Annotated in this window: 14 protein-coding genes; 13 read left to right on the forward strand and 1 reads right to left on the reverse strand. The window is 64.4% G+C overall.

The genetic code is table 11. From position 1 onward, the window contains the following. The first annotated feature begins 102 nt into the window (after positions 1-102). The 7 genes from E5K00_RS11250 (at position 103) to E5K00_RS11280 (ending at position 12,077) form a co-directional block, all read left to right on the forward strand. Positions 103-1,380 carry a sulfate adenylyltransferase subunit 1 gene (locus E5K00_RS11250; protein ID WP_135463314.1) on the forward strand — a complete coding sequence of 426 codons (1,278 nt, stop codon included), beginning with the start codon at positions 103-105 and terminating at the stop codon, positions 1,378-1,380. Between the two features lie 226 nt (positions 1,381-1,606). Beyond that, entirely contained in the window at positions 1,607-2,398 is a 792-nt protein-coding gene (gene cobA / locus E5K00_RS11255) for a uroporphyrinogen-III C-methyltransferase (protein WP_135463315.1), read from the forward strand. A gap of 237 nt (positions 2,399-2,635) precedes the next feature. After that, positions 2,636-4,465: an assimilatory sulfite reductase (NADPH) flavoprotein subunit gene (locus tag E5K00_RS11260; RefSeq protein ID WP_135463316.1), complete on the forward strand. Its 1,830-nt coding sequence runs from the start codon at positions 2,636-2,638 to the stop codon at positions 4,463-4,465. A gap of 304 nt (positions 4,466-4,769) precedes the next feature. Then, the gene (locus E5K00_RS11265) at positions 4,770-7,655 is read left to right on the forward strand and encodes a TonB-dependent receptor (RefSeq protein ID WP_135463317.1); all 2,886 of its coding nucleotides are present in this window, start codon (positions 4,770-4,772) and stop codon (positions 7,653-7,655) included. Between the two features lie 161 nt (positions 7,656-7,816). After that, complete coding sequence (locus E5K00_RS11270; RefSeq protein WP_135463318.1) at positions 7,817-8,593, forward strand: DUF2490 domain-containing protein; 777 nt, start codon at positions 7,817-7,819, stop codon at positions 8,591-8,593. Between the two features lie 5 nt (positions 8,594-8,598). Next, complete coding sequence (locus E5K00_RS11275) at positions 8,599-10,314, forward strand: NADPH-dependent assimilatory sulfite reductase hemoprotein subunit (RefSeq protein WP_135463319.1); 1,716 nt, start codon at positions 8,599-8,601, stop codon at positions 10,312-10,314. A gap of 233 nt (positions 10,315-10,547) precedes the next feature. Next, on the forward strand, positions 10,548-12,077 hold the full coding sequence (locus E5K00_RS11280) for a TSUP family transporter (RefSeq protein WP_135463320.1): 1,530 nt from the start codon (positions 10,548-10,550) through the stop codon (positions 12,075-12,077). Here E5K00_RS11280 and E5K00_RS11285 read toward each other — a convergent pair. Then, a complete protein-coding gene (locus tag E5K00_RS11285; protein ID WP_135463321.1) occupies positions 12,070-14,382 on the reverse strand; it encodes a PAS domain-containing sensor histidine kinase in 2,313 nt (770 codons plus the stop codon). The two genes, E5K00_RS11280 and E5K00_RS11285, sit on opposite strands and share 8 nt — an antisense overlap. Positions 14,383-14,851: 469 nt before the next feature. Between E5K00_RS11285 and E5K00_RS11290 the strand changes: the two genes are divergently transcribed. The 6 genes from E5K00_RS11290 to E5K00_RS11315 all read left to right on the forward strand — a co-directional run bounded on the left by E5K00_RS11290 (position 14,852) and on the right by E5K00_RS11315 (position 22,956). After that, the gene (locus tag E5K00_RS11290) at positions 14,852-16,201 is read left to right on the forward strand and encodes a TolC family protein (RefSeq protein ID WP_167856837.1); all 1,350 of its coding nucleotides are present in this window, start codon (positions 14,852-14,854) and stop codon (positions 16,199-16,201) included. Positions 16,202-16,385: 184 nt separating this feature from the next. Next, the gene (locus E5K00_RS11295) at positions 16,386-17,522 is read left to right on the forward strand and encodes an efflux RND transporter periplasmic adaptor subunit (RefSeq protein WP_135463323.1); all 1,137 of its coding nucleotides are present in this window, start codon (positions 16,386-16,388) and stop codon (positions 17,520-17,522) included. Between the two features lie 147 nt (positions 17,523-17,669). Continuing rightward, positions 17,670-17,945 (forward strand): hypothetical protein, encoded by a 276-nt coding sequence (locus E5K00_RS11300; RefSeq protein ID WP_135463324.1) that lies wholly within the window; start codon positions 17,670-17,672, stop codon positions 17,943-17,945. Positions 17,946-17,969: 24 nt separating this feature from the next. Then, positions 17,970-21,176: an efflux RND transporter permease subunit gene (locus E5K00_RS11305; protein ID WP_135463325.1), complete on the forward strand. Its 3,207-nt coding sequence runs from the start codon at positions 17,970-17,972 to the stop codon at positions 21,174-21,176. 143 nt (positions 21,177-21,319) lie between these two features. Next, entirely contained in the window at positions 21,320-21,925 is a 606-nt protein-coding gene (locus E5K00_RS11310) for a nitroreductase family protein (RefSeq protein ID WP_135463326.1), read from the forward strand. Between the two features lie 326 nt (positions 21,926-22,251). Continuing rightward, positions 22,252-22,956, forward strand: coding sequence for a hypothetical protein (locus tag E5K00_RS11315; protein ID WP_135463327.1), 705 nt, complete (start codon positions 22,252-22,254; stop codon positions 22,954-22,956). Positions 22,957-23,379: the final 423 nt, after the last annotated feature.

Consider the following 23,379-nt stretch of genomic DNA (forward strand, 5'->3'; position numbering starts at 1 on the left):
TGACTTAGCGATTTAGTGAGTTGTCGTTCTGCCTGCGCAGATGCCTAACAACTCCCAAAATCGCCAACCAACTCACTAATTCACTAACTCACTAATTCACAGATGGATCTTCTCCGATTTATTACCTGCGGCAGCGTCGACGACGGCAAGAGTACGCTCATTGGCCGTTTGCTCTACGATTCTGATTCCGTGTCCTTGGACGTGCTGGCGGCCCTGGAAAACCGGCCTACCGTGCACGGCACCGTGGATTTAGCCTTGCTGACGGACGGCCTGCGCGCCGAGCGCGAACAGGGCATTACCATCGACGTAGCCTACAAGTACTTCACCACGCCCCGCCGCAAGTTCATCATCACCGACGCGCCGGGCCACGTGCAGTACACCCGCAACATGGTCACCGGCGCTTCGACTGCCGATTTGGCCATCGTGCTGGTCGATGCCCGGCAGGGCGTGGTGGAGCAGACACGCCGTCACTCGCTCATTGCCTCGCTCGTGGGCATCCGGCACTTCGTGCTGGCCGTGAACAAGATGGATCTGGTGGGCAACGACCAGGCCGTGTTCGACCAGATTGTGGCCGACTACGCCGCCGTGGCCGACCAGCTCAAGCTACCCCAGGTAACGGCCATTCCCATCAGCGCCCTGCTCGGCGACAACATCGTGACGCGGTCCAAGAACCTGAGCTGGTATACCGGGCCCAGCCTGCTGGAGCACCTGGAAAGCGTGCCGGCCTTCGAGGAAGCCGCCATTGGCGAGCCCCGCTTCCAGGTGCAGTTCGTGATTCGGCCCCAGACCGACGACTACCCCGACTACCGCGGCTACGCCGGCCGCATCCAGAGCGGGGAGTACCGCCGGGGCGAGCGGGTCCACATTCTGCCCAGCGGCCAGGAGTCGGTGATTGAGGCCATTGAGGTCAACCAGCAGGAAGTGGACAGCGCCGCCGCGCCCCAGGCCGTGGTGCTGCGCCTGGCCGACGACGTGGACATCAGCCGCGGCGACTCCATCGTGCCCGTCGGCAGCCAGATTCACGTGGCCAAAGAGCTGGAAGCCACGATTTGCTGGATGGACGAGCGGCCCCTGTGGCCCGGCCGCAAGCTGCTGGTGCAGCACCACTCGGCGGTGGTCAAGGCCGTCGTGTCGGCTATTACCTACAAGGTGAACGTGCGCACGTTTGGCCGCGCCGCCACCGAGTCGGCCCAGCTCAACGACATCGTGGGCATCCGCCTCAAAACCGCCGCCCCGCTGGTGGTGGATTCCTACCAGCAGAACCGCGCTACCGGCGCCTTTATCCTCGTCGATGAGCTCAGCGGCGACACGCTGGCCGCCGGCATGGTGGAGGCCATGCAGAATAGCTTCGTGCCCGAGCCTTTGGGCTTCACGATTTAAGATTTAGTGCTTGGTGCTTAGTGCTTAGTGCTTGGTCCTTGGTCCTTGGTCCTTAGCAGCAAGAGAACAGAACATCAGGCTCTCCTACTGTCCTTTACCAACACTTCTATTTCTGTAGCAAAGGCCAACAGCCCCAGACACCAAGCCCCAAGCCCCAAGCCCCAAGCCCCAAGCACTAGGCACCAAGCACCAGGCACCAAGCACCAGGCACCAGGCACCAAAAACTATGTCCAACTTCCCACCCCCAGTTCCCCGCCTGACCGTGCTCGGCGCGGGACCCGGCGACCCGGAGCTCTTCACGCTGAAAGGCGTGCGGGTGCTGGGCGAGGCCGACGTGGTGCTCTACGACGCGCTGGCCAACAACGACCTGCTGGGCTACGTGCGGCCCGGTGCCCCGCAGATTTTCGTGGGCAAGCGGCGCGGCCTGCGCAGCTACCACCAGGACGAAATCAACGCCCTGATTGTGGATAGCGCCCGCCAGCACGGCCACGTGGTGCGGCTCAAGGGCGGCGACCCGTTCGTGTTTGGCCGGGGCCGGGAGGAAATGCTCTACGCCGAGCAGCACGGCCTGCGCACCGACTACGTGCCCGGCATCAGCAGCGCGGTGGCCGCCGCCGGCAGCGTGGGCATTCCCGTCACGCACCGCGGCAGCAGTGAGGGTTTCCAAGTGGTTACGGCCACTACGGCCACCGGCGAATTGTCGGCCGCCGTGCGGGAAGCGGCCCGCTCCCGCACCACCACGGTCATTCTGATGGGCCTGAGCCAGCTGGGGCGCATCGTGGAGATTTTCAGTCAGCACGGGCAGAGCGGCACGCCGGCGGCCATCGTGCAGAACGGCACCCTGCCCGCCGCCCGCCTCGTGACGGGCCCGGTGCGGGAGCTGCCGATGCGGGCCGCGGCGGCCGGCATCGGGGCCCCGGCCATCATCATTATCGGCGAAGTAGCCCGCCTGGCCACAGCCGATGCGGCGATGCCGGCGGTGTTTTCCGAGCTGCTTTCCTACGCCGAAGTGGCTTAGAAAAAGGAGACAAAAGAACCTCATGCCTGATCTGGCGTCCGCGCAGTCGAAGTATCTCTACCGCAATGGTAACTCCTGACGTCTGCCACGAAGCGGTAGAGATGCTTCGGCTTCGCTCAGCATGACAATTACTCTGGCAACGTCAGCACGCGAGATTCCTCGCGCTGCTCGGAATGACGTCCTGGATTGCCCCTCCTACCCTCCTGCCCGCCTACCCTTCTAAACTGCCCTTCCGCCATGAGCCTTCTTTCGCAAGACCCTGCCCTGCCCCTGGGCCTCGACGACAGCACGTTGCAGCGCCTGACCACCGGCCTCTCCGACCAGCAGCTGATCTGGTTGAGCGGCTACTTTTACGGCCGCACCGCGGCGGGCCGCCGCGAGTTGCAAAGCGCCCAGTCGGTGCCACAGGTGGCGGCCCCAGCGGCGGCTTCCAAGCTGACGATTCTGTACGGCTCCCAGACCGGCAACAGCAAGAAAGTAGCCCAGCAAACGGCCGAGAAAGCCAAGCAGCGCGGCGTGCAGGTGACGGTGCAGGACGTGAACGACTACGCCACCCGGGCCCTCAAAACTGAGCAGCAGCTCTTGCTGGTGGTCAGTACCCAGGGCGAGGGTGAGCCGCCGGTAGCGGCCGAGGAGCTGCACCAGTTTCTGCTCAGCAACCGCGCGCCCAAATTGCCCGATTTGCGCTACTCGGTGCTGGCCCTGGGCGACAAAAGCTACGTGCAGTTCTGCCAGACCGGCCGGGAGTTTGATGAGCGCCTGGCTGAGCTCGGGGCCCAGCGCCTGCTAGAGCGCGTAGAGTGCGACGTAGACTACCAGGAAACCGCTCAGCAGTGGGCCGACCAGGTGCTCAACGTCATTGCCGCCGAAGCCTCGGCGGCCAATGGCGGGCACGTAAGCAGCAACGGCCACGCCGCGGCTACCGAAACCCTGACCGCGCCGGAGCCGGCCGCCTACTCCCACCACAACCCCTTCGAGGCTACGGTGCTGGAAAAGATTCAGCTCAACGGCCGGGGCTCCAGCAAGGAAACCTACCACATCGAGCTGTCCTTGGCCGATTCGGGCCTGCACTACGAGCCCGGCGACGCCTTATCGGTGGTGCCGCGCAACGGGGAGGCGCTGGTAGCCGAAGTGCTCCAGGCAGCCCGCCTCGACGGGGCCGCGCCGATTCAGCTTTCGGGCGTGGAGTTTGAGCTGGGCACGGCGTTGACGCAAAAGCTGGAGCTCTCGGTGCTGACGCGCGACGTGCTGGAACGCTACGCCGCCGCCGCCCCGCAGCACAAGCCGCTGGCCGACCTCATCACCGACATTCCGCAGCTGCAACAGTACGTGTACGGCCGCGACGTGGCAGATTTGCTGCGCGAGTTTCCCGCCGAGTTGTCGGCCGGGCAGCTGGCGGCGGTGCTGCGGCCTTTGCCGGCCCGGGCTTATTCTATTGCCAGCAGCCTGCTGGTGCACCCCGAGGAAGTGCACCTCACGGTGGGCGCGGTGCGCTACGCCGCCCACGGCCGCACCAAGCACGGCGTGTGCTCGTCGCACCTGGCCGACCGTCTCGATATTGACCACACGGCCCGGGTGTTTGTGGAGCGCAACGAGTACTTCAAGCTGCCTCAGGACGGGGCCACCGACATCATCATGGTGGGCGCGGGCACGGGCGTGGCACCCTTCCGGGCCTTCGTGGAAGAGCGGGTGGAGCTGGGCGCCGAGGGCCGCAACTGGCTGCTGTTCGGCAACCCCAATTTCACTACCGACTTCCTCTACCAGACCGAGTGGCTGCAACACCTCAAGCGCGGCACCCTGCGCCACCTCGACGTGGCCTTCAGCCGCGACCAGGCTGAGAAAATCTACGTGCAGCACCGCCTGCTCGAAAAGTCGCGCGACGTGTACGGCTGGCTTGAAAACGGAGCGCACTTCTACGTCTGCGGCGACAAGGCCCGCTTGGGCTCGGCCATTCAGGAAGCCCTCAAGCAAGTGGTGCAGCGCGAAGCCGGCTGCTCCCCGGATGACGCCGCCGACTACCTGCGCGGGCTCAAAAAGCAGCGCCGGTATTTGGAGGACGTGTATTAAGCTCCCGAACGAGTGTAGAGACGCGCATTTGCGGCTCGGCGTTGAACGACTTGACTTCAACGACGCCTAGTAAACAACGACTGAGACGCAAATAGGCGGCTCGACGCCCCGGCGGCTTCTGCTCTCAGCAACCCCGTCCCTTGCTCCCCTATTCCCCTTTCCCCAATCTCTGCCTTTCCACCATCATGACTGCCCTGGGTTGCCTGAACCGATGTTGTAGCCGCGCCTAAAACCTGCGCCGCCGGGCGCAGCTGGCTTTGCGCGGCCGGCCTGCTTCTTTCCTTCCAACCCTGCTACCCAGATTATGAGAAAACTAGTTACTTCTTCCGTCCTGGCCCCGATTTTGGCGGTGGCCAGCGTGGCCCCGGCCCGGGCCCAGGATGCCATTATTGCCATCAGCGGCGTGGTGCGCGAAAACGGCACCAACCAGCCCCTGCCGGGCGTGAGCATCAGCGTCAAGAATGGTGCGGTGGGCGTGCTCAGCGACGCCAGCGGCCAGTTTGCGCTGAAAGCCAAGCTCAAGTTTCCCTTCACCCTCGTGTTCAACATGCTGGGCTACGACGCCAAGGAGGTTGAAATCGTGAATGCGACGAACCTCGTGTCGGTGGCCCTGGAGTCGAAGGCCCTGCTCACCAATGAGGTGGTCGTGTCGGCTTCGCGGGTCGAGGAAAGCCGGCTCCGCTCGCCGGTGGCCATTGAGAAGCTCGACATCCGGGCCATCAAGGAAACGCCCGCGCCGAGCTTCTACGACGCGCTGGAAAACGTGAAGGGCGTGCAAATGACCACCTCCAGCCTCACCTTCAAGGTGCCCAACACCCGGGGCTTCAACATCCCGAACAACTTCCGCTTCATGCAGCTCGTGGACGGCGTCGACATGCAGGCGGCTACGCTGGGCGTGCCGCTGGGCAACGCCATTGGACCCACCGAGCTGGATATTGCCAGCGTGGAAATCACGCCCGGCGCGGCCTCGGCGCTCTACGGCATGAACGCCATTAACGGCATGGCCAACCTCACGACCAAGAGCCCCTTCACCTACCAGGGCCTGAGCGTGTACCAGAAGCTGGGCGTGAACCACGTCGACGGCCAAGACTACAACCCGAGCCTCTTGACCGAGTCGGCGGTGCGCTGGGCCCAGGTGTTTGGCAAGCGCCAGCAGTGGGCCTACAAAGTGAACGGATCCTATTTGCAGGGCACCGACTGGCTTTCCGACACCCAGACCGACCAGAACCCCCAGAACCTGAACGCGGCCAACCCCCGCTTCCCCGAGCTGAGTGGCCCGAACAACCCCGCCGCCGACCTCTGGAACCGCTACGGCGACGATAGGAGCGGCAACGTGGCGGTGCCCATCACTTACAACGGCAAGACCGAAACCTTCAATGTGCGCCGCACCGGCTACTACGAGAAGGACCTCATCAACCCCACGGTGCGCAACCTTAAGTTCGACGGCAGCCTGCACTACAAGCTCACGGACCGGGCCGAGCTGTCGTACGGCTACCGCTACGGGCTGATGGACGGCATTTTTCAGCGCGGCAACAAGATTCAGCTCAAAAACGTGACCGTGCAAAGCCACAAGCTGGAGCTGCGTGGCGCTGACTTCGTGGCCCGGGGCTACGTGCTCGTGGAAAACACCGGCGACTCCTACAACCTCAACCCGCTGGCTACCAACCTGGATTTGAACAACGGCTCGAACAGCGTGTGGGGCGGCAAGTTCCGCACCGAGTTGCAAAAGCAGGTCGATGCCGGCGTGGACCTGGCTACGGCCATGAAGCTGGCCCGCACCGTCGCCGACCGGGGCCGCGCGGAGCCCGGCACGGCGGCCTTCGAGCAGCTCAAAAACACGATTACCGGCATCAACAACTGGGATATTGCCGTGAACGTGCCCGGCGCCCCGGTTACCGGCGGGGCGGCCCTGTGGCAGCGCAGCCGCACCTACCACGGCGAGGCCCAGTGGAACCTGGGCAAGCGCATCGAGTGGGCCGACGTACTGCTCGGCGCCGATGCCCGGGTATACGAAGTCATTCCCGACGGCAACAACTTCGTGGACTTCAGCAAGCCGCTCTCGGACCGCACCACGCCCGGCGGCAACAACCAGTACTACAAGAAAGTCGGCGCCTTCGGACAGGCCACCAAGCTGCTGCTGCACGACCGGCTCAAGCTCAACGCCTCGTTGCGGGTGGACTACAACCCCGAGTTCAGCCCCAAGCTCAACCCGCGGGTGGCGGCCGTCTATACTATTGCGGAGCGGCATAACCTGCGCGCTTCCTACCAGAACGGCTGGCGTTTCCCGGCCTTGTTTGAGGCCCTTTCGTTCGTGAATAACGGCTCGGTGCGCCGCGTGGGCGGCCTGGGCCGGGTGAACGACGGGCTGGGCTTCCTGGAGAATTCCTACACCCTGGCCTCGCTCGACAACTTCACCGCCGCCGTGAACCGCGACGTGGCTGCTGACCCGACCGGCACCACGTCCGAGAAGCAGGCCCGGGCCGCGCTGAAAAACCGCGCCGTGCTGCAAGTCGCCAACCTGCCCACCATGCAGCCCGAGCAAATCAACGCCTACGAGGTGGGCTACAAGAGCGTGCTGCTCGACAACCGCCTGGCCCTCGACCTGGACGCGTATTACAACGAGTACACCGGCTTCCTGGGCCAGGTGGAAGTGGCCGTGCCCAAGTCGGGCCCCGTCGGCTCCGACGCCTCGGTGCTCGACATGCTGACCCGCGCCAAGCAGGACCGGTACCGCGTCTACACCAACGCCCGCAACACCTACCGCAGCTACGGCTCGGCCCTGGGCGTGACGTATAATTTCTACCAGAAATACACCCTGGCCGGCAACGTGAACTACAACGCCCTGGCCAGCAACGAGCAGGCCGACGTCTTCGTGACGGGCTTCAACACGCCCAAGTGGGTAACCAACGTGAGCTTCGGCAACCGCGAAATCGTGCGCAACGTGGGCTTCAACGTGGTGTGGCGCCGCCAGAACGCCTTCCTCTGGGAAAGCCAGCTGGCCAACGGACGGATTCCGGCCTACCAGACCGTCGATGCCCAGGTAAACGTGCGCGTGCCTAATCTGAAATCCACCATCAAAGTCGGCGGCACCAACCTGCTCAACAACCGCTACGTGCAGTACGCCGCCGGCCCCACCATCGGCGGCCTGTACTACGTGGCTTTGACCTTCGACAACACGGTAATCCGGTAACCCCACCCCAACCCCCTTCGCTTGATGCGCAAAATCCTCCGGGAGAGGGGCTTTGATTACTACTCAAACGGGTATTACTCCAACAACCTGACACATCTGGCTCCCCTCTCCCGGAGGATTTTGCGCATCAAGCGAAGGGGCCGGGGGTGGGGTCCACCACTATGAAACGCCTGCTTCTCCTTGCGCTTTTCCTGTTTCTGGCCGCCCCGCTGCGCGCCCAGAAGGAGTACGTGCGCGAGCAGCAAACCTGGCTGGGCGTGTTCAACCAAAACCGCTTTTCCCAGCGCTGGGGCTCCTGGACCGATTTGCACCTGCGCCTGCACGACCATTTCGTGCAGGCGCCTTTTCAGACCGTGGCCCGCGTCGGGCTGACTTACTACCTCACCGACGACGTGCGCCTGACCGGGGGCTACGCCTACGTGCACCACTTCCCCGACGGGGCCCGCACCATCTCGCAGGCCGAGCACCGGCCCTGGCAGCAGGTGCAGTGGTTTACCAAATTCCCCCGGGCCCGACTCATGCAGTGGGTGCGGCTGGAGGAGCGTTTCCGCCGCACGATTCGCCAGAACGAGCGGCTCGACGAATTCGACTTCAACTACCGCACCCGCTACAATGCGGCCCTGTTTCTGCCCCTGAGTAAGCGCGGCTTCGAGCCGGGCGGGGTACAATTTCTGCTGAACAACGAGGTGATGATGAACTTCGGTAAGGAAATCCGCCTCAACTACTTCGACCAGAACCGGCTGTTTGCGGGCCTGGTCTACCAGGTGAATAAGCACGCCCAAATCCAAGGCGGCTACATGCATTTGTTTCAGCAGCTGCCGGCTGGCAATGTGTACCGCAACCAGCACACTATCCGGGTTTTCTACTTCCACAATTTCGATTTGCGGCCCGCCGTGTCCTTGGCGCCCACTCCTACTTCTTCCCCCGTAACTCCCTAACCCTAATGGCTGACCAGATAAAACTCTCCGAAGTCGAGCACGTCAAGGACGCCAGCAACTATTTGCGCGGCACCATCGATGAGAGCCTGCAGAACCGGGTGACGGGGGCCCTGAACCCGGACGACACCCACCTGATCAAGTTTCACGGCTCCTACCAACAAACCGACCGGGACCTGGAAAGTGAGCGGAAGCGCCAGAAGCTCGAGCCGCTCTACTCCTTCATGATCAGGGTGCGGGTGCCCGGCGGCGTGGCCTCTCCCGACCAGTGGCAGCGCCTGGACGCACTCAGCGACGAGTACGCCAACGGCACGCTCAAGCTTACCACCCGCCAGACCTTCCAGCTTCACGGCGTATTGAAGCGCGACTTGCAGCAGACCATTGCCGGCTTCAATCAGGTGCTCCTGGACAGCATTGCCGGCTGCGGCGACGTGAACCGCAACGTGATGTGCAGCGCCAACCCGCGGGAGTCGGAGCTGCACCGGCAGGTGTACGAAGCTTCGGTGGCCATCAGCAACCACCTCACGCCCCGCACCACGGCCTACTGGGAGCTGTGGCTGAACGGTGAATCAACCTACTCCAGCGCTATCAACGAGGGCGAACAGGAGGATTTTGAGCCGATTTACGGCAAGACGTATTTGCCCCGCAAGTTCAAAATTGCCCTGGCCGTGCCGCCCACCAACGACGCCGACGTGTTTGCCAACGACATCGGCCTGGTCGCCATTGAGGAGCAAGGCCAGCTTGTGGGCTTCAACGTGGCCATCGGCGGCGGCATGGGTATGACGTTCGGGATGAGTGAAACCTACCCGCGCCTGGCCGACGTCATCGGCTTCGTGCCGGCCGATAAGGTGGTGGACGTGTGCGAAAAAGTCCTGACGATTCAGCGCGACTGGGGCAACCGGGAAAACCGCAAGTTCAGCCGCCTCAAGTACACGATTGACCGGGTCGGCCTCGCTGCCTTCGTGGCCGAGCTGCACCAGCGCCTGGGCTACGAGCTGGCACCGGCTAAGCCGTATACATTCGACACCTCCGGCGACGCCTTCGGCTGGAACGGCGGCCCCGACGGCAAAGCCCACGTAACGCTCTTCATCGAGGGCGGCCGGGTGTACGACAAGCCGGGCTACGGGCTCAAAACCGCCCTGCGCGACATTGCCGGCTTCCACACCGGCGAGTTCCGCCTCACCGGCAACCAGAACCTGACCATTGCCAACATCGAACCCGGGAACCGCGGCCGGCTCCAAACCATCCTGGAGGAGCACGGCGTGTGGAGCCGCACCGAAAAGCAAACCGCGCTGCGGCTTAACTCCCTGGCCTGCGTTGCGTTAAACACTTGCTCCCTGGCCTTTGCGGAAGCCGAACGGTACCTGCCGCAGCTGCTTGACCGGATTGATCAGGTCATCCGGGCCAACCACCTCACCGACGACGGCATCCTGATTCGGATGACGGGTTGCCCCAACGGCTGCGCCCGCCCCTACCTGGGCGAAATCGGCTTGGTGGGCCGCGCAATTGGCCGATATAACTTATACTTAGGGGCTAACCACGCCGGCGAGCGGCTCAACAAGCTCTACCGCGAGATGCTCGACGAGGACGGAATCCTGCAAGAGCTCACGCCCCTGCTCGAAGCCTATGCCGCCGAGCGCCAGCCCGCCGAGCGGTTCGGCGACTTTGTCGTGCGGCGCGGCGTGGTGGCCGCCACCACCCACGGGCAGAACTTCCACGCCTAGCCGGCGGTTTTTTGTTTGCCGTGATAGAACGGCCTGTTTACTCTGTCATCCTGAGCTTGCGAAGGACCTTATCACATTCGCGCAACTTGTGCTAGCGTGATAAGGTCCTTCGCAAGCTCAGGATGACAGCCGAAGCACGCGAGATGCTTCGGCTGCGCCTCTGCATGACGGTCTTACGTCACCCCGCCCTGCCTGCTCCCGCCCTCTTTCTTTCGCCTGCCAATCACCTTTCCATGACCTCCTCGCCCCTTCCTTCCGAAGCAGCCCTGCCCCCGTTGGCCCCGCCCGCCGCGGAGGCACCCGCGGGCAACAACCTGTTTCCGGTATTTCTGAAGCTGGAAAAGTTTCGGGTGCTGGTGGTGGGCGGCGGGGCCGTGGGCCTGGAAAAGCTGGCCGCCATTTTGGGCAACAGCCCCGCCACGGCCGTCACGGTGGTCAGTGAGACCTTCCTGCCCGGCATTGTGCTGCTGGCCGAGCAGCACCCTCAACTGCAGCTGCGCCACCACGCTTACACGCACGTCGATCTGGTGGGCCACGACATCATCTTCGTGGCTACCGATAACCCCGTGCTCAACCGCGGCATCAAGGCCCACGCCGCCGACCTGGGCCTGCTCTGCAACGTGGCCGACACGCCCGACGAGTGCGACTTTTACCTGGGTTCCATCGTGCAGAAAGGCGACCTGAAAATTGCCATTTCCACCAACGGTAAGTCGCCCACGGTGGCCAAGCGCCTGCGCGCGGTGCTCGCCGACGCCCTGCCCAACGAGTTGCAGGAGGTCTTGCAGCACATGACCATCATCCGGGGCAAGCTGGCCGGCGACTTTGCCAACAAGGTGAAGTCGCTGAACGCCGTGACGGCCGAGCTGGCCGGCGGGCCAGCCTACGAGTCGCCGGCGGCCAAGCGCTGGCGCAAGATTGCCACGGCCTCGCTGCTGGCCTTCGCGGGCATGCTGGTCTTCAACATTCTGTCGTACTACGTCACCTGGGACCAGGTGTGGGGCGTGGCCTCCAACGCCCGGATGTTCTACATCTTCGTGGCCATCGGCTTCGGCGCCCAGCTCATCGACGGGCTGCTGGGCATGGGCTACGGCGTCGTCACGGCCATTAGCCTGATGAGCATCAACATTGCGCCGGCGGCCGTGAGTGCCAGCATTCATACCGCCGAAATGTTTGCCAGCGGGGCCTCGGGCTACCACCACTACCGCTTCGGCAACGTGAACAAGAAGCTGTTCAAGGTGCTGCTGATTCCGGGCGTGCTGGGGGCCATTACGGGGGCCTACCTGTTGTCGCGCTTCGGCGAAACCTACGGGGCCTACGTCAAGCCCCTGCTGGCCGTGTACCTGCTGCTGCTGGGCCTGCGCATCCTGACCAAAGCCTTCAGCAAGCCCGGCAAAGGCCGCACCAAGCACAAGAAGCTCGGGCTGCTGGCCGCGGCCGGCGGCTTCCTCGACTCCTTCGGCGGCGGCGGCTGGGGCCCGCTCGTGACCAGCACCCTCATTGCCGGGGGCCGCACCCCGCAGTACGTTATCGGCTCGGTCAGCGTCACGGAGTTCTTCGTCACCTTCGCCAGCGCCGTCACGTTTTTTGCCACCATCGGCATCACCCACTGGCAGATTATTCTGGGCCTGGTGGTAGGCGGCATTGCCGCCGCCCCGTTTGCCGCCCGCCTGGCCGGCCGCATTCCCACGCGCTGGATGTTCGTGGGCGTGGGCTTGATGGTGATTGTGTGGAGCCTCTGGGCCCTGCGCCGGCTGTTTATGTAGTCGGTAGCTGCTGGGCGGCGGGCCATTCCCCGTCGTCCGGCACCGCCGGAATAGCAATAGCCACGGTGGTGCCCGCCCCGGGAACGGTCGTTATCCGGGTAGTGCCGTTGAGCAGCTTCACCCGGTCGTGAATGGTTTTGAGCCCGATGCCTTGCGTGCCGTTGTGCTCCGGGTCGAAGCCCCGGCCATTGTCCTGCACCACGAGCTGCACCGCGTGCGGCTGCCGGGTCACGGTCACCGAGCCCTGCGTGGCCCGGGCGTGCTTCACGATGTTGTTGACCAGCTCCTGCACCAGCCGGAACAGGGCCAGATCCAGGTATTTCTCCAGCCGGGGGCCCGGGCCCACTACCTGACACCGCAGGCGCAGCTTACCGTGGCTCATGTGCCGGCACACGTCCCGGATGGCGGCTTCCAGCCCAAAGTCTTCCAGCGTGGTCGGAATCAGCTCGTGGGAAATAGTGCGGGTAGTGCTGATGGCGTCGGAGAGAAACTCTCCGGCCTGGCGCAGGGCCGTGGCCTGGCGCTGACTATTGGTCCGCTCAGGCTCCACGACCAGCTGCTCCAGCTGCAGCTTGGTGGCGTAGAGCACCTGGCCCAGCCCGTTGTGCAGGCTTTCGGCAATGCGGCGGCGCTCTACTTCCTGGGCTTCCAGCACGGCGTTCAGCAGCTGCTTCTGTTGGGAAAGCTGCAGGCGCAAGTGCTCTTTCTCCAGGCGCTTGATGTCGGTAACATCGTGGCCAATGGCCAGCACGCTGCGCACCGTGCCGTCGTCGGCTACCTCGGGCACCAGACGCGAGTAAAAGTACTTCGTGCCCGTTGCCGTTTCGGCCGAGTTGTAGTGGTCCTGGGCCTGGGCGCTGCTGAAGACGAGGCGCAGCTTGGCCATCCAGGGGCCGGCCACGTCCTGGTGGTGCTGCATGTCCAGGTTGGTTTTGCCCAGCAGCGCGCTCAGGGGCTGCTTCATCCGCTGGCAGAACGCGCCGTTGGCGAAGCGCAGCCGCAGGTCCGGGTCCCAGCGCGTAATCAGGTCGGGAGTGTTTTCGACCAGGGCCTGAAACTGGGCGGCGCTTTCCCGCGCTTCCTTTTCCGCCTGCTTCATCTCCGTTATGTCCTGCACCGTGCCGTAGAGGCGGCCCTCCCCGCCCGGCCGGGCCTGAATCCGGGTTTCGACGATCCGGACGCTGCCATCGTGGCGCACGATGCGGTGCACGAAACTACACGCCGACACCGCCGCCGTGGCCTGCCGCATCATCTCCGCAAAAACGTGCACGTCGTCGGGATGCACCAGGCTCAGGGATTTTTCCACCGTAACGGCGGCGCGCTGGGGCTCCAGGCCGTGAATCCGGTAGAGCTCATCGGTCCAGTAAATCTGCTGGCTGGCGGCATCTACTTCGAAGCTGCCGATGTGGCCAATGGCCTGCGACTCTTTCAGGCGCTGGTGCTCCTGGCGCAGCCGCTCGCGCGCCTCTTTCACCTCCTGAATGTCGTAGAGCAGCACAATCAGGCCGTCGGCGGTGGGGGTGGCCGACATGTACACCCAGCGCCCCAGGATGCTGCACAGGTACTCGCCTTCGGCCCGCTGCCGGGTATCGAGGGCCCGCCGGATGATGTGCTGGCTTTCGGCACTCACGCGCAGCGCGCTGGTTTGCCAGATGCTCTGCCCCAGCAGCTCGGCCTTGCTCACGGCCAGCATCTGCTCGGCCTGCCGGTTGAGGTACGTAAACTCGCCGGTCAGGCTCAGCTCCAGGTAGGCTTCGCCGATGGTGTCCAGAATGGCGTTGGCTTTCTGCAGCTGCTGCACCAGCAGGCGGTTGTTAGCAATCAGCGCCCGGGTCAGGTCTACCTCGCGGCTCAGGTCCTCGATGCGGTGGCCCTGCCGCACCAGCTCGGTCACGTCGCTCACCTGGTTGATGATGCAGCGCACCGAGCCGTCGGGGGCCAGCACCGGGGAGTTCTGCACGCGCCAGTACTTCTCCTCGAATTCCGCTTCGGGGCCCGGCCCGCGCACGTCGTAGCGCTGCATGGGCAGCTGGTCGGGCAGGCCCGTGGCCAGCACCCGCGCAAAGGAAGCCCGCAGCCGCTCCTTGCTGGCGGCCGAGGGCTCCCGGGGGTTTTCGGGGAAAATGTCGAACACCGACCGGCCCACGATATCCGCGCGCACGGTGCCCGTGACGGCCAGGTACGCGTCGGTGGCCGTGAGCACCAGCAGCTCCGGCGTCAGGAACAGATACCGTTCCGGCAGAGCTTCGTAGGCCCCCAGTACCTCGGGGCTCAGCAGCGTAGATGATAGAGGGGCGGCCAGCATTGCTTCAGCGGAGCGACAAAAAGAAACCGTAAGATATCATTCTTCGCCCTTCGGATACCTAACCAGGCCGGAGAACATTCCGGGTCCGCCGGGGCCAGCGGCGTGCAACCTCCCCGCCACCGGCCCGACTTTGCCACCGCGTGGCTTTCCGTACTGGCCGGTCGCGCGGCCCGGTTTTCCGAATCCATAACTTTTCCCGGGCGCTGTGGTTTAACAGGCTTGCGGCTCCTTGGCTCAGGCGAAGGAACCCGGCCGCGGCAAGACGTGCCGCGGGCTACAAGTCGTTCTTTATCAAGCACCGCTGCCGCCCCCAGTCCGCAGCAGTGCTCTTACGCCGCGCTATTCCGCCCCCGAACGCCCCCCACGTCCGGCATCCCTTTTCTCTCTGGTGCTTGCCCGCTGCTCTCCGGCTCCGGGCAAAACCCGTATGCAACCGTCGCCCCCGGCTGGCGCCGCCGTTTACCACGCTATGAAAACAACCCAACCAGCTATCTGGTCCTTGCTCGGCCTGTTCCTGCTTGCCCCGTTTCTGGGCGCGGCCCAACCCACGGCGCCGCCGCCCACCACGCCCTACACCCTGGAGCAGTGCCTGCAGTTTGCCCTGCAAAATCAGCCCCTGCTGCGCCAGGCCCGCATCGATGAGGAAACCAACGAGGCCAACATCCGGGTGGGGCTGGCCGGCTGGCTGCCCCAGGTGGGCCTCAACGCCACCGGCCAGCACTACTTTCAGCTGCCCTACACCGTGTTTCCCAACGCCGAGGGCGTGAACGTGCCGCGCCAGATTGGCCTGCGCAACACCTCCACCGTGGGCCTGGCCGCCACCCAGACCATCTACAACAACGATGTGCAGCTGGCTTTGCGCAGCGCCCGGCCTTCGCGCCAGCTCTACCAGCAGAACTCGACCAGCGTGCGGATTGACGTGGTGAGCGGGGTAAGCAAGGCTTACTACGACGTGCTGCTCTCCCAGCGCCAGCTCGACGTGCTCAGCGAGGACATCGTGCGGCTCCAGCGCAGCCTCAAGGACGCCCGGGCCCGCTACGACGCCGGCATCGTGGATAAAATCGACTACAAGCAGGCCGAAATTTCCCTGAACAACTCCATCGTGGCCCGCAAGCAGGCCGTGGAGGCCATCAAGGCCAAGTCGGCGTACCTGAAGGAGCTGATGGGCCTGCCCGGCGCCCAGCCCCTGAGCCTGCAGTACGACACGCTGCGCCTGATGCGCGAGGCCGTGGCCGATACGGCGGTGGCCGTGGAAACGGCCAACCGCATCGAGGTGCAGCAGCTGCAAACCCAGAAAGCCCTGCAACAGGCCCAGATCAGCTACTACCGCTGGGGCTTTCTGCCGGCTTTGTCGGCCTTCGGCAACTACAACTCCGTGTTTCAGAACAACAACTTCGGCGACTTGTACAGCCAGCGTTTCCCGAGCTCCTACGCCGGGCTGCAGCTGAGCCTGCCGATCTTCCAGGGCGGGCGGCGGCTCCAGAACCTGCGCCGCGAGCGGCTCACCGACCAGCGCCTCGACCAGGACCTGCTTATTACCCGCAACCGCATCAACACCGAGTTTGAGCAGGCCCTGGCCGCCTACAAGGGCTACTACGCCGACTACCTCATCGGGCAGCGCAACCTGGCTTTGTCGAAGGAAGTGTACTCGGTGGTGAACCTGCAGTACCGGGAAGGCATCAAAACCTACCTCGACGTGCTCGTGGCCCAGACCACCCTGCGCACGGCTCAGCTCAACTACTACAGCGCCCTGTTTCAGGTGCTCAGCAGCAAAGTCGACCTGCTGCGCGCCCAGGGCAGCCTCCCGACTCAGTATTGATAGAACCAATAGACGGTCATGTCGAGCAGCGCGAGACATCTCGCGTGGCCTCGCTGAGGTAGTAATCAAACGTCAGCACGCGAGATGTCTCCCGCTGGTCGACATGACGTTCTTCTCTTAAACACAACTGCCCGCAGGCTGCCTCTACCCGACCAACAACCCCGCTCCTTCCTGCTTACCTGATATGAAAAAAACGATTCTAGCTTTGTCGTACGCCGTGGGCCTGCTGGCTTTTGCCGGCTGCGGCACCAAAGACGCCGACAAGCCCGCCGGTCCGCCGCCAGCCACGCCCGTGACCCTGGTGGCGGCCCGCACCACCGACGCGGTGTACTACGACGAGTATCCGGCTACCGTGGTGGCCATCAACAACGTGGAGCTGCGCAGCCAGGTGGCGGGCTTCATCACCGGCATCTTCTTCAAGGACGGCGACTTCGTGCCCAAGGGCAAAACGCTCTACGAAATCGACCGGCGCAAGTACGAGGCTTCCTACCAGCAGGCCCTGGCTAACCTGCGCAGCACCCAGGCCGTGGTGCAGAACGCCCGCGTGAACCTGGACCGCTACCAGCGCCTGGCCCAGCAGGACGCCATTGCCAAGCAGATCGTCGATAACGCCCAGACGGCCTACGCCACGGCCCAGAGCCAGGTGGCCGTGGCCCAGGCCGGCGTGGCCGCCGCCCGCACCGACCTCGACTACTCCCTGATCAAAGCCCCGTTTGCGGGCCGCATCGGCATTTCGCAGGTGCGGTTGGGGGCGCAGGTGAGCCCCGGCTCCACGCTGCTCAACACCATCAGCGGCGAAGACCCGATGGGCGTGGACTTCGTGATTACCGAGAGTGACTTGGCCCGCTTCGTGGACTTGCAGCAGCAGACCGCCGGCAAAACCGACTCCACCTTCCGCCTGGAGCTGCCCGACGGCACCCGCTACAACCAGCCGGGCAAGATACTGGCCATCGACCGGGGCGTGAACCAGCAAACCGGCACGGTCCAGATCCGGGTGCAGTTCGCCAACCCCGACCGCAAGCTCAAGGACGGCCTGAGCGGGGTGCTGCGGGTGCTCAACCGGCAGTCGGGCCGCCGCCTGGTGGTGCCCTTCAAGGCCGTGGTCGAGCAGATGGGCGAAAACTTCGTCTTCGTGGCCGGCGACAGCAGCAAGGCCCGCCAGCACAAGGTGCAGCTGGGCCCGCGCCTGCGCGACCAGATCGTGATAATGGAAGGCATCAAGGACGGCGACCAGGTCGTGACCGAGGGCCTGAACCGCCTGCGCGACGGAGGCCTCATCCAGACCGGAGCCCCGGCCGCGGCCCCCACGGCGGCCAAGTAGCTGGGCCGGGCCCGGGCCGCGGTTTCGCCGCCGGGCCGGGGCCTGCTTCCTGTCCCCGGCGGCGGGTCTTCTCCGCCCCGGACCTTGCCCCCACCGCCCCCGGCACCGGCGGGCTTACCCCACGCGTTGGCGACGGCTACCAATGCGTTGGAAACGCTGACCGATGCGTTGGCCGGCGTTTCCAACGCGTTGGCGACGCTGACCGATGCGTTGGCCGGCGTTTCCAACGCGTTGGAAACGCTGACCGATGCGTTGGAAACGGCTTCCAACGCATTGGAAAGGCTGTCCGATGCATTGGAAGCCGCTTCCAACGCATTGGAAACGCCGGCCAACGCATTGGAAAGCGTCTTCAACGCATCGGCCGGAGCCGCCAACGCTTCGGAAAGATCCACTTGTCCTTCGCCCGGTAGCAGCCCGGCGTAGGTTTCGCCCTTAATAGTAGTAGAGATGATTGCAGAAACCTTTATTCGGCGCCCCGTCACGGCCATCGTCACCTCCCTGGTGATTGTGCTGGTGGGCGTGCTGGCTATCCTGAATTTGCCCGTGGGGCAGTATCCGGAAATTACGCCGCCCACGGTATCCGTCAGCGGTACCTACACCGGGGCCGACGCCCAGACCGTGGAGCAGACCGTGGCCACGCCCGTGGAGGTGCAGGTGAACGGCACCCCGGGCATGACCTACCTGCAAAGCAACAGCACCAGCAACGGGCAGATGAGCATGACGGTGAACTTCGAGGTGGGCACCGACATCAACATCGCCGCCCTCGACGTGCAGAACCGGGTGGGCATTGCCCAGCCGACTCTGCCGCAGGAAGTGCAGCGTCTGGGCCTGGTGGTGCGCAAGCGCAACCCGAGCATTCTGATGCTGGTGGCCCTGTACGCGCCCAAGGGAACCCACAACACGACCTTTCTCGACAACTACGCCAACGTCTTCGTGAAGGACGCGCTGCTGCGCACCAAGGGCGTGGGCGACATCGTGAGCCGGGCCGACGACTTCTCGATGCGCGTCTGGCTCAAGCCCGACAAGCTCAGCCAGCTCGGCGTCACGGCCCAGGAAGTGACGGCCGCCATCCAGGAGCAGAACGCCCAGATTGCGGCCGGCTCGATTGGGGCCCCGCCCGCCCAGACCGGGCAGACGTTTGAGTACATCGTCTTCGTGAAAGGCCGCCTGACCAACACCGAGGAGTTCGGCAACGTCATCGTGAAAACCCGGCCCGAGGATGGCGCGGTGGTCTACCTCAAGGACGTGGCCCGCCTGGAGCTGGGCAAGTTCAACTATTCGAACAACTCTTTCGTGGACGGCAAGCGCGCCGCCTACCTGCTCGTGTACCAGGCCCCCGGCGCCAACGCCCTGGACACCTACGACAACGTGAACAAGACCATGGAGCAGCTCAAGAAGCAGTTCCCCACCGACCTCGACTACGTGGTGCCGTTTGAGTCGGCCACGGTGGTGAAGGTGTCCATCAACGAGGTGCTGCACACGCTCATCGAGGCCCTGGTGCTGGTGATTATCGTGGTGTACCTGTTCCTGCAAAGCTGGCGCTCCACGCTCATCCCGGTGCTGGCCATTCCGGTGTCCATCATCGGCACGTTCATCCTGTTTATCCCGCTGGGCTTCACCATCAATACGCTGACGATGTTCGGCTTCGTGCTGGCCATCGGTATCGTGGTCGACGACGCCATTGTGGTGGTGGAAGCCGTGGAGCACAACATGAACGAGCGGGGTCTTTCGCCCCTGGAAGCCACGCTGGCGGCCATGCGCGAGATTTCCGCCCCGGTTATTGCCATTGCCCTGATTCTGGCGGCCGTGTTCGTACCGGTGGGCTTCATTCCCGGCATCACCGGCCGGCTCTACCAGCAGTTCGCCATTACCATCGCCATTTCGGTGATTATCTCGGCCTTCGTGGCCCTGTCGCTCACGCCGGCCCTGTGCGTGCTGCTGCTCAAGCCCCACAAGCGCGACGAGAACTCGCGGGGGCTCGACAAGTTCTTCTTCCGGTTTAACACCTGGTTCGACCGGGTGACGGGCAAGTACGGCCAGGGCGTGCAGCGCGGCATCAAGCACTCGCGCCTGGTGGTCGTGCTGCTGATCTGCATCATCGTGGCCACCGGGCTGCTGTTCCGCAGCAAGCCCTCGGGCTTCATTCCGACCGAGGACGAAGGCCGCCTGTTCGTGACCTTCACCCTGCCCGAAGCCTCCTCCACGGAGCGCACGGTGAGCACGCTGAAGGAAGTAATGAAGGAGCTGGACCAGATCAAGGGCATCAAGCACTACGCGGGCCTGGGTGGCCTGAACGTGGTGAACTTCTCGTCGAAGTCGAACAGCGGCACCGTGTTTTGCCAGCTTGAGCCCTGGGACGACCGGAAGGAAAAGGAGCTGCAATTGCAGGGCCTGATTGCCACCGTGCAGCAGCGCCTGAGCCGCCTCAAAGAAGCCAACATCGTCGTGATTTCGCCGCCCGCCATTCCGGGCCTGGGCAACAGCGGCGGCTTCAGCTTCATTTTGCAGGAGCGCGAGGCCGGCGGCGACGTCAAGAACTTCGACGCCAACCTCCAGGGCTTTATTGCCGCCCTGCGCAAGCGGCCCGAAATCGTGAATCCCTTCTCGTTTTTCACCGCCAACACCCCCGGCTACCAGCTCACCATCGACCGGGAAAAGGCCAAGAAGCTCGGCGTCAGCATCGCCGACATCGGCACGGCCCTGCGCACCTACCTGGGCTCGGCCTACGTGAACGACTTCACCGTCTACGGCCGCAACTTCCGCGTCGTGACCCAGGCCGACAGCATGTACCGCGGCGACATCTCGAACCTGGGCCAGTACTACGTGCGCAACAGCCAGGGCGGCATGGTGCCCCTGAGCACGCTGACCAGCTACAAGCGCACCGAGTCGGCCCCGCTGATTTCGCACTACAACCTGTTCCGCTCGGCCGAAATCAACGGCAACGCCGCCCCCGGCTACTCGTCCGGCGACGCGCTGAAGGCCCTGGAAGAAACCGCCGCCCAGAGCCTGCCGGCGGGCTACGGCTACGAGTTTTCGGGGTTGAGCCGGGAAGAGCAGCTGGCCGGCGGGCAGACGGTGTACATCTTCGCCTTGTCCATCATCTTCGTGTTCCTGTTTCTGGCCGCTCTGTATGAAAGCTGGTCGGTGCCCTTCTCGGTGCTGCTGGCCGTGCCGCTGGGCGCGTTCGGGGCCATTCTGGCGCTGTTTTTCCTGCCCAAGCTCACCAACAACGTCTACGCCCAGATCGGCCTGATTACCCTGATTGGCCTCTCGGCCAAGAACGCCATTCTCATCATTGAGTTTGCCAAGGAGCGGGTGGATAAAGGCATGCCCCTGGTGGAGGCCACCCTGGAAGCCGTGCGCCTGCGCCTGCGCCCCATCGTGATGACCTCGTTGGCCTTTATTCTGGGCGTGCTGCCGCTGGTGTTTGCCTCCGGCGCCGGGGCCCAGAGCCGCCAAACCATCGGCTGGACGGTGCTGGGCGGCATGCTGTCGGCCACGCTGCTGGCTATCTTCATCGTGCCGGTGCTGTACGTGCTCATCACGCGCTTCGCCTACGGCAAGGACAAGCTGGCCGAGCTGGAGGCCAGCTACCAGCCCGACGAGGAGCACGGCGGCCCCGCCCCCGACCAGCCCGCCCCGAGTCCGGCGTAGGTAAACGCTGTTTGCCCCATGATTCGTGTGTCATCCTGAGCAAAGCGAAGGACCTTACCACGGAAGAACGACTCGTTCAACTGGTATAAGGTCCTTCGCTTTGCTCAGGATGACAGAAGTTTAACCTTTACTACCCCCCGCCCATGTCCGACACTCCCGACGCCGCCCTCCTGCCCACGCCCGAGCAGTTCAACGCCCTGATCCGCGCCCGGCGCAGCATTCAGCCCGTGCAGTTCGAGCCCGGCCGCGTGGTGCCCGACGAAGTAGTGCAGATGCTGCTGGAAAACGCCAACTGGGCCCCCACCCACAAGCGTACCGAGCCCTGGCGCTTCGTGGTATTCACGGGCGCGGGGCTGGCGAAGCTGGCCGAGTTTCAGGCGGGGCTGTACCGGCAGCAGGCCGGCGAGTTCGTGGACGAGAAGAAGGCCCAGAAGCTGGCGACCAATCCGCTGCTGGCTTCCCACGTCATTGCCATCGGGATGAAGCGACACCACGTGCTGCCCGAAATCGAGGAGGTGGAGGCCGTGGCCTGCGCCGTGCAGAACCTGCACCTCTCGGCCGTGGCCTACGGCCTGGGCGGCTACTGGGGCTCGGGCGGCATCACGTACCTGGAAGAAGCCAAGCCCTTCTTCGGCCTGGGGCCGGAGGACAAGCTGCTGGGCTTCTTCTACCTGGGCTACGTGCAGCAGCAACCCGGCCGCAACCTGCGCAAGCCCATCGAGGAGAAGGTAACCTGGGTGACAGAATAAGCCCGCTGCCCGCTACTCCCAAGCCCCGCCGGCCCAGTGCCGACGGGGCTTTTTTGTGCTGCTGCCAGGCGGGCGCCGCGCCACGGCAGCGCGGGCAACCTCGCGCGGGCCGGCCAGCAGCCACGGGTGGTATGGGACACCGCCGCGCCGGCCAAAAATAAACTCGGCCGGTGCGCGGGCCGGCCCTTGCACAAGTGTTCTTTTCTTTTCACCTTTTCCCCACTTACCGCTACCCTATCCGCCTGGCCCGGGCCCCATTACACACCGCGCTTACCCCCGCCCCGGCCCCTTGTCTTATCCTTTTTCCTTCTTCCCTTATCTCCGTTATGTACGACGAACGGTACGACAACCATTTCCGCCGCCTGCAAGCCTCGCGCGACACGCTGGCCACCTTTGCCGACTTCACCCTGGAGGCCCTGCGCCTGCCGGCGGTGCCCAAGCTCCTGCGCGACGAGCGCCCCGCCCTGCAAGCCGCCCTCGACGCCTACCGGGAGGGCCTGAGCGGGCGCACTACTGGCAGCGGGCAGCGCCAGAGCGGTACCCAAACCGAGGACCAGGCTTTCAAAAGTCTCAAAGAGCTGGTGAAGGCCACCGACAAGAAGCTGCTGCAACCCCGCTTTTATGACCACCCTGCCGAGAAGGCGCTGTTTTACCCCGACAAGCTCAGCGGCCTGACCGAAGCGCCCAAAACCAAGCGCTTTACCCGCTTCACGGCCTACGTACAGCAGCTGGAAAGCCACCCGGATGCCGCCCTGCAAGCCGTTGGGGCCCAGGTCAAAGCCCTGCTGGTGACGTATACGGCTGCTACGGCCGCCAAAAACCAGGGCAGCAAGGCCGTGAAAGACACCATCTCGGCTCTGGGTCCCCACGCCCTGGCCATGGCCGACGCCCTGTGGGCCGTGCACTGTGCCGCCCTCTACGTGCACCGGCATGAGCCTGCCAAGGCTACTGCGTACTTCAACTATGGCTTACTACCGAACCCCAACCCCGCCCGGCGACGAGCCAAGAAGGCCAACGCTGCTACCACTTAGCCCGGGAGCCTATTGCCACCGGTGGCAGTAGGCTCCCGCCGTGGCTGGATAGCTTTGCCACCGGTGGCAATGGCGTGCGGCCGGCCCCGGATAGCCTTGCCACATGTGGCAATGGCCTCCCGCCGTGGCTGGACGTCGTTGCCACATGTGGCAGAAGCATCCAGCCTACTCCGGATGGCTTTGCCACCGGTGGTAATGGCCTCCCGGTGTGCAGCGTTCCACTGCGCAGGGCCTACGGGCCACCTTCCTAATGACCGGGCAACGGCTTGCGCGGTGGCACTTCGCGGTAATTGTCTAGAAAAAGCCCCGTCGGTAGGCTGCCGGCGGGGCTTTTTGGCGCGTAGCGCAGTGGGCCCCTGCCATTGCCGGTGCCGGGAGCGGTTGGGAGTGCCGGCCCGGGTGGGGCGGGGCCCGCGCGCCCGG

Origin of the sequence: Hymenobacter aquaticus (assembly GCF_004765605.1) — a bacterium.
In the GTDB taxonomy this organism is placed as follows: Bacteria; Bacteroidota; Bacteroidia; order Cytophagales; family Hymenobacteraceae; genus Hymenobacter; species Hymenobacter aquaticus.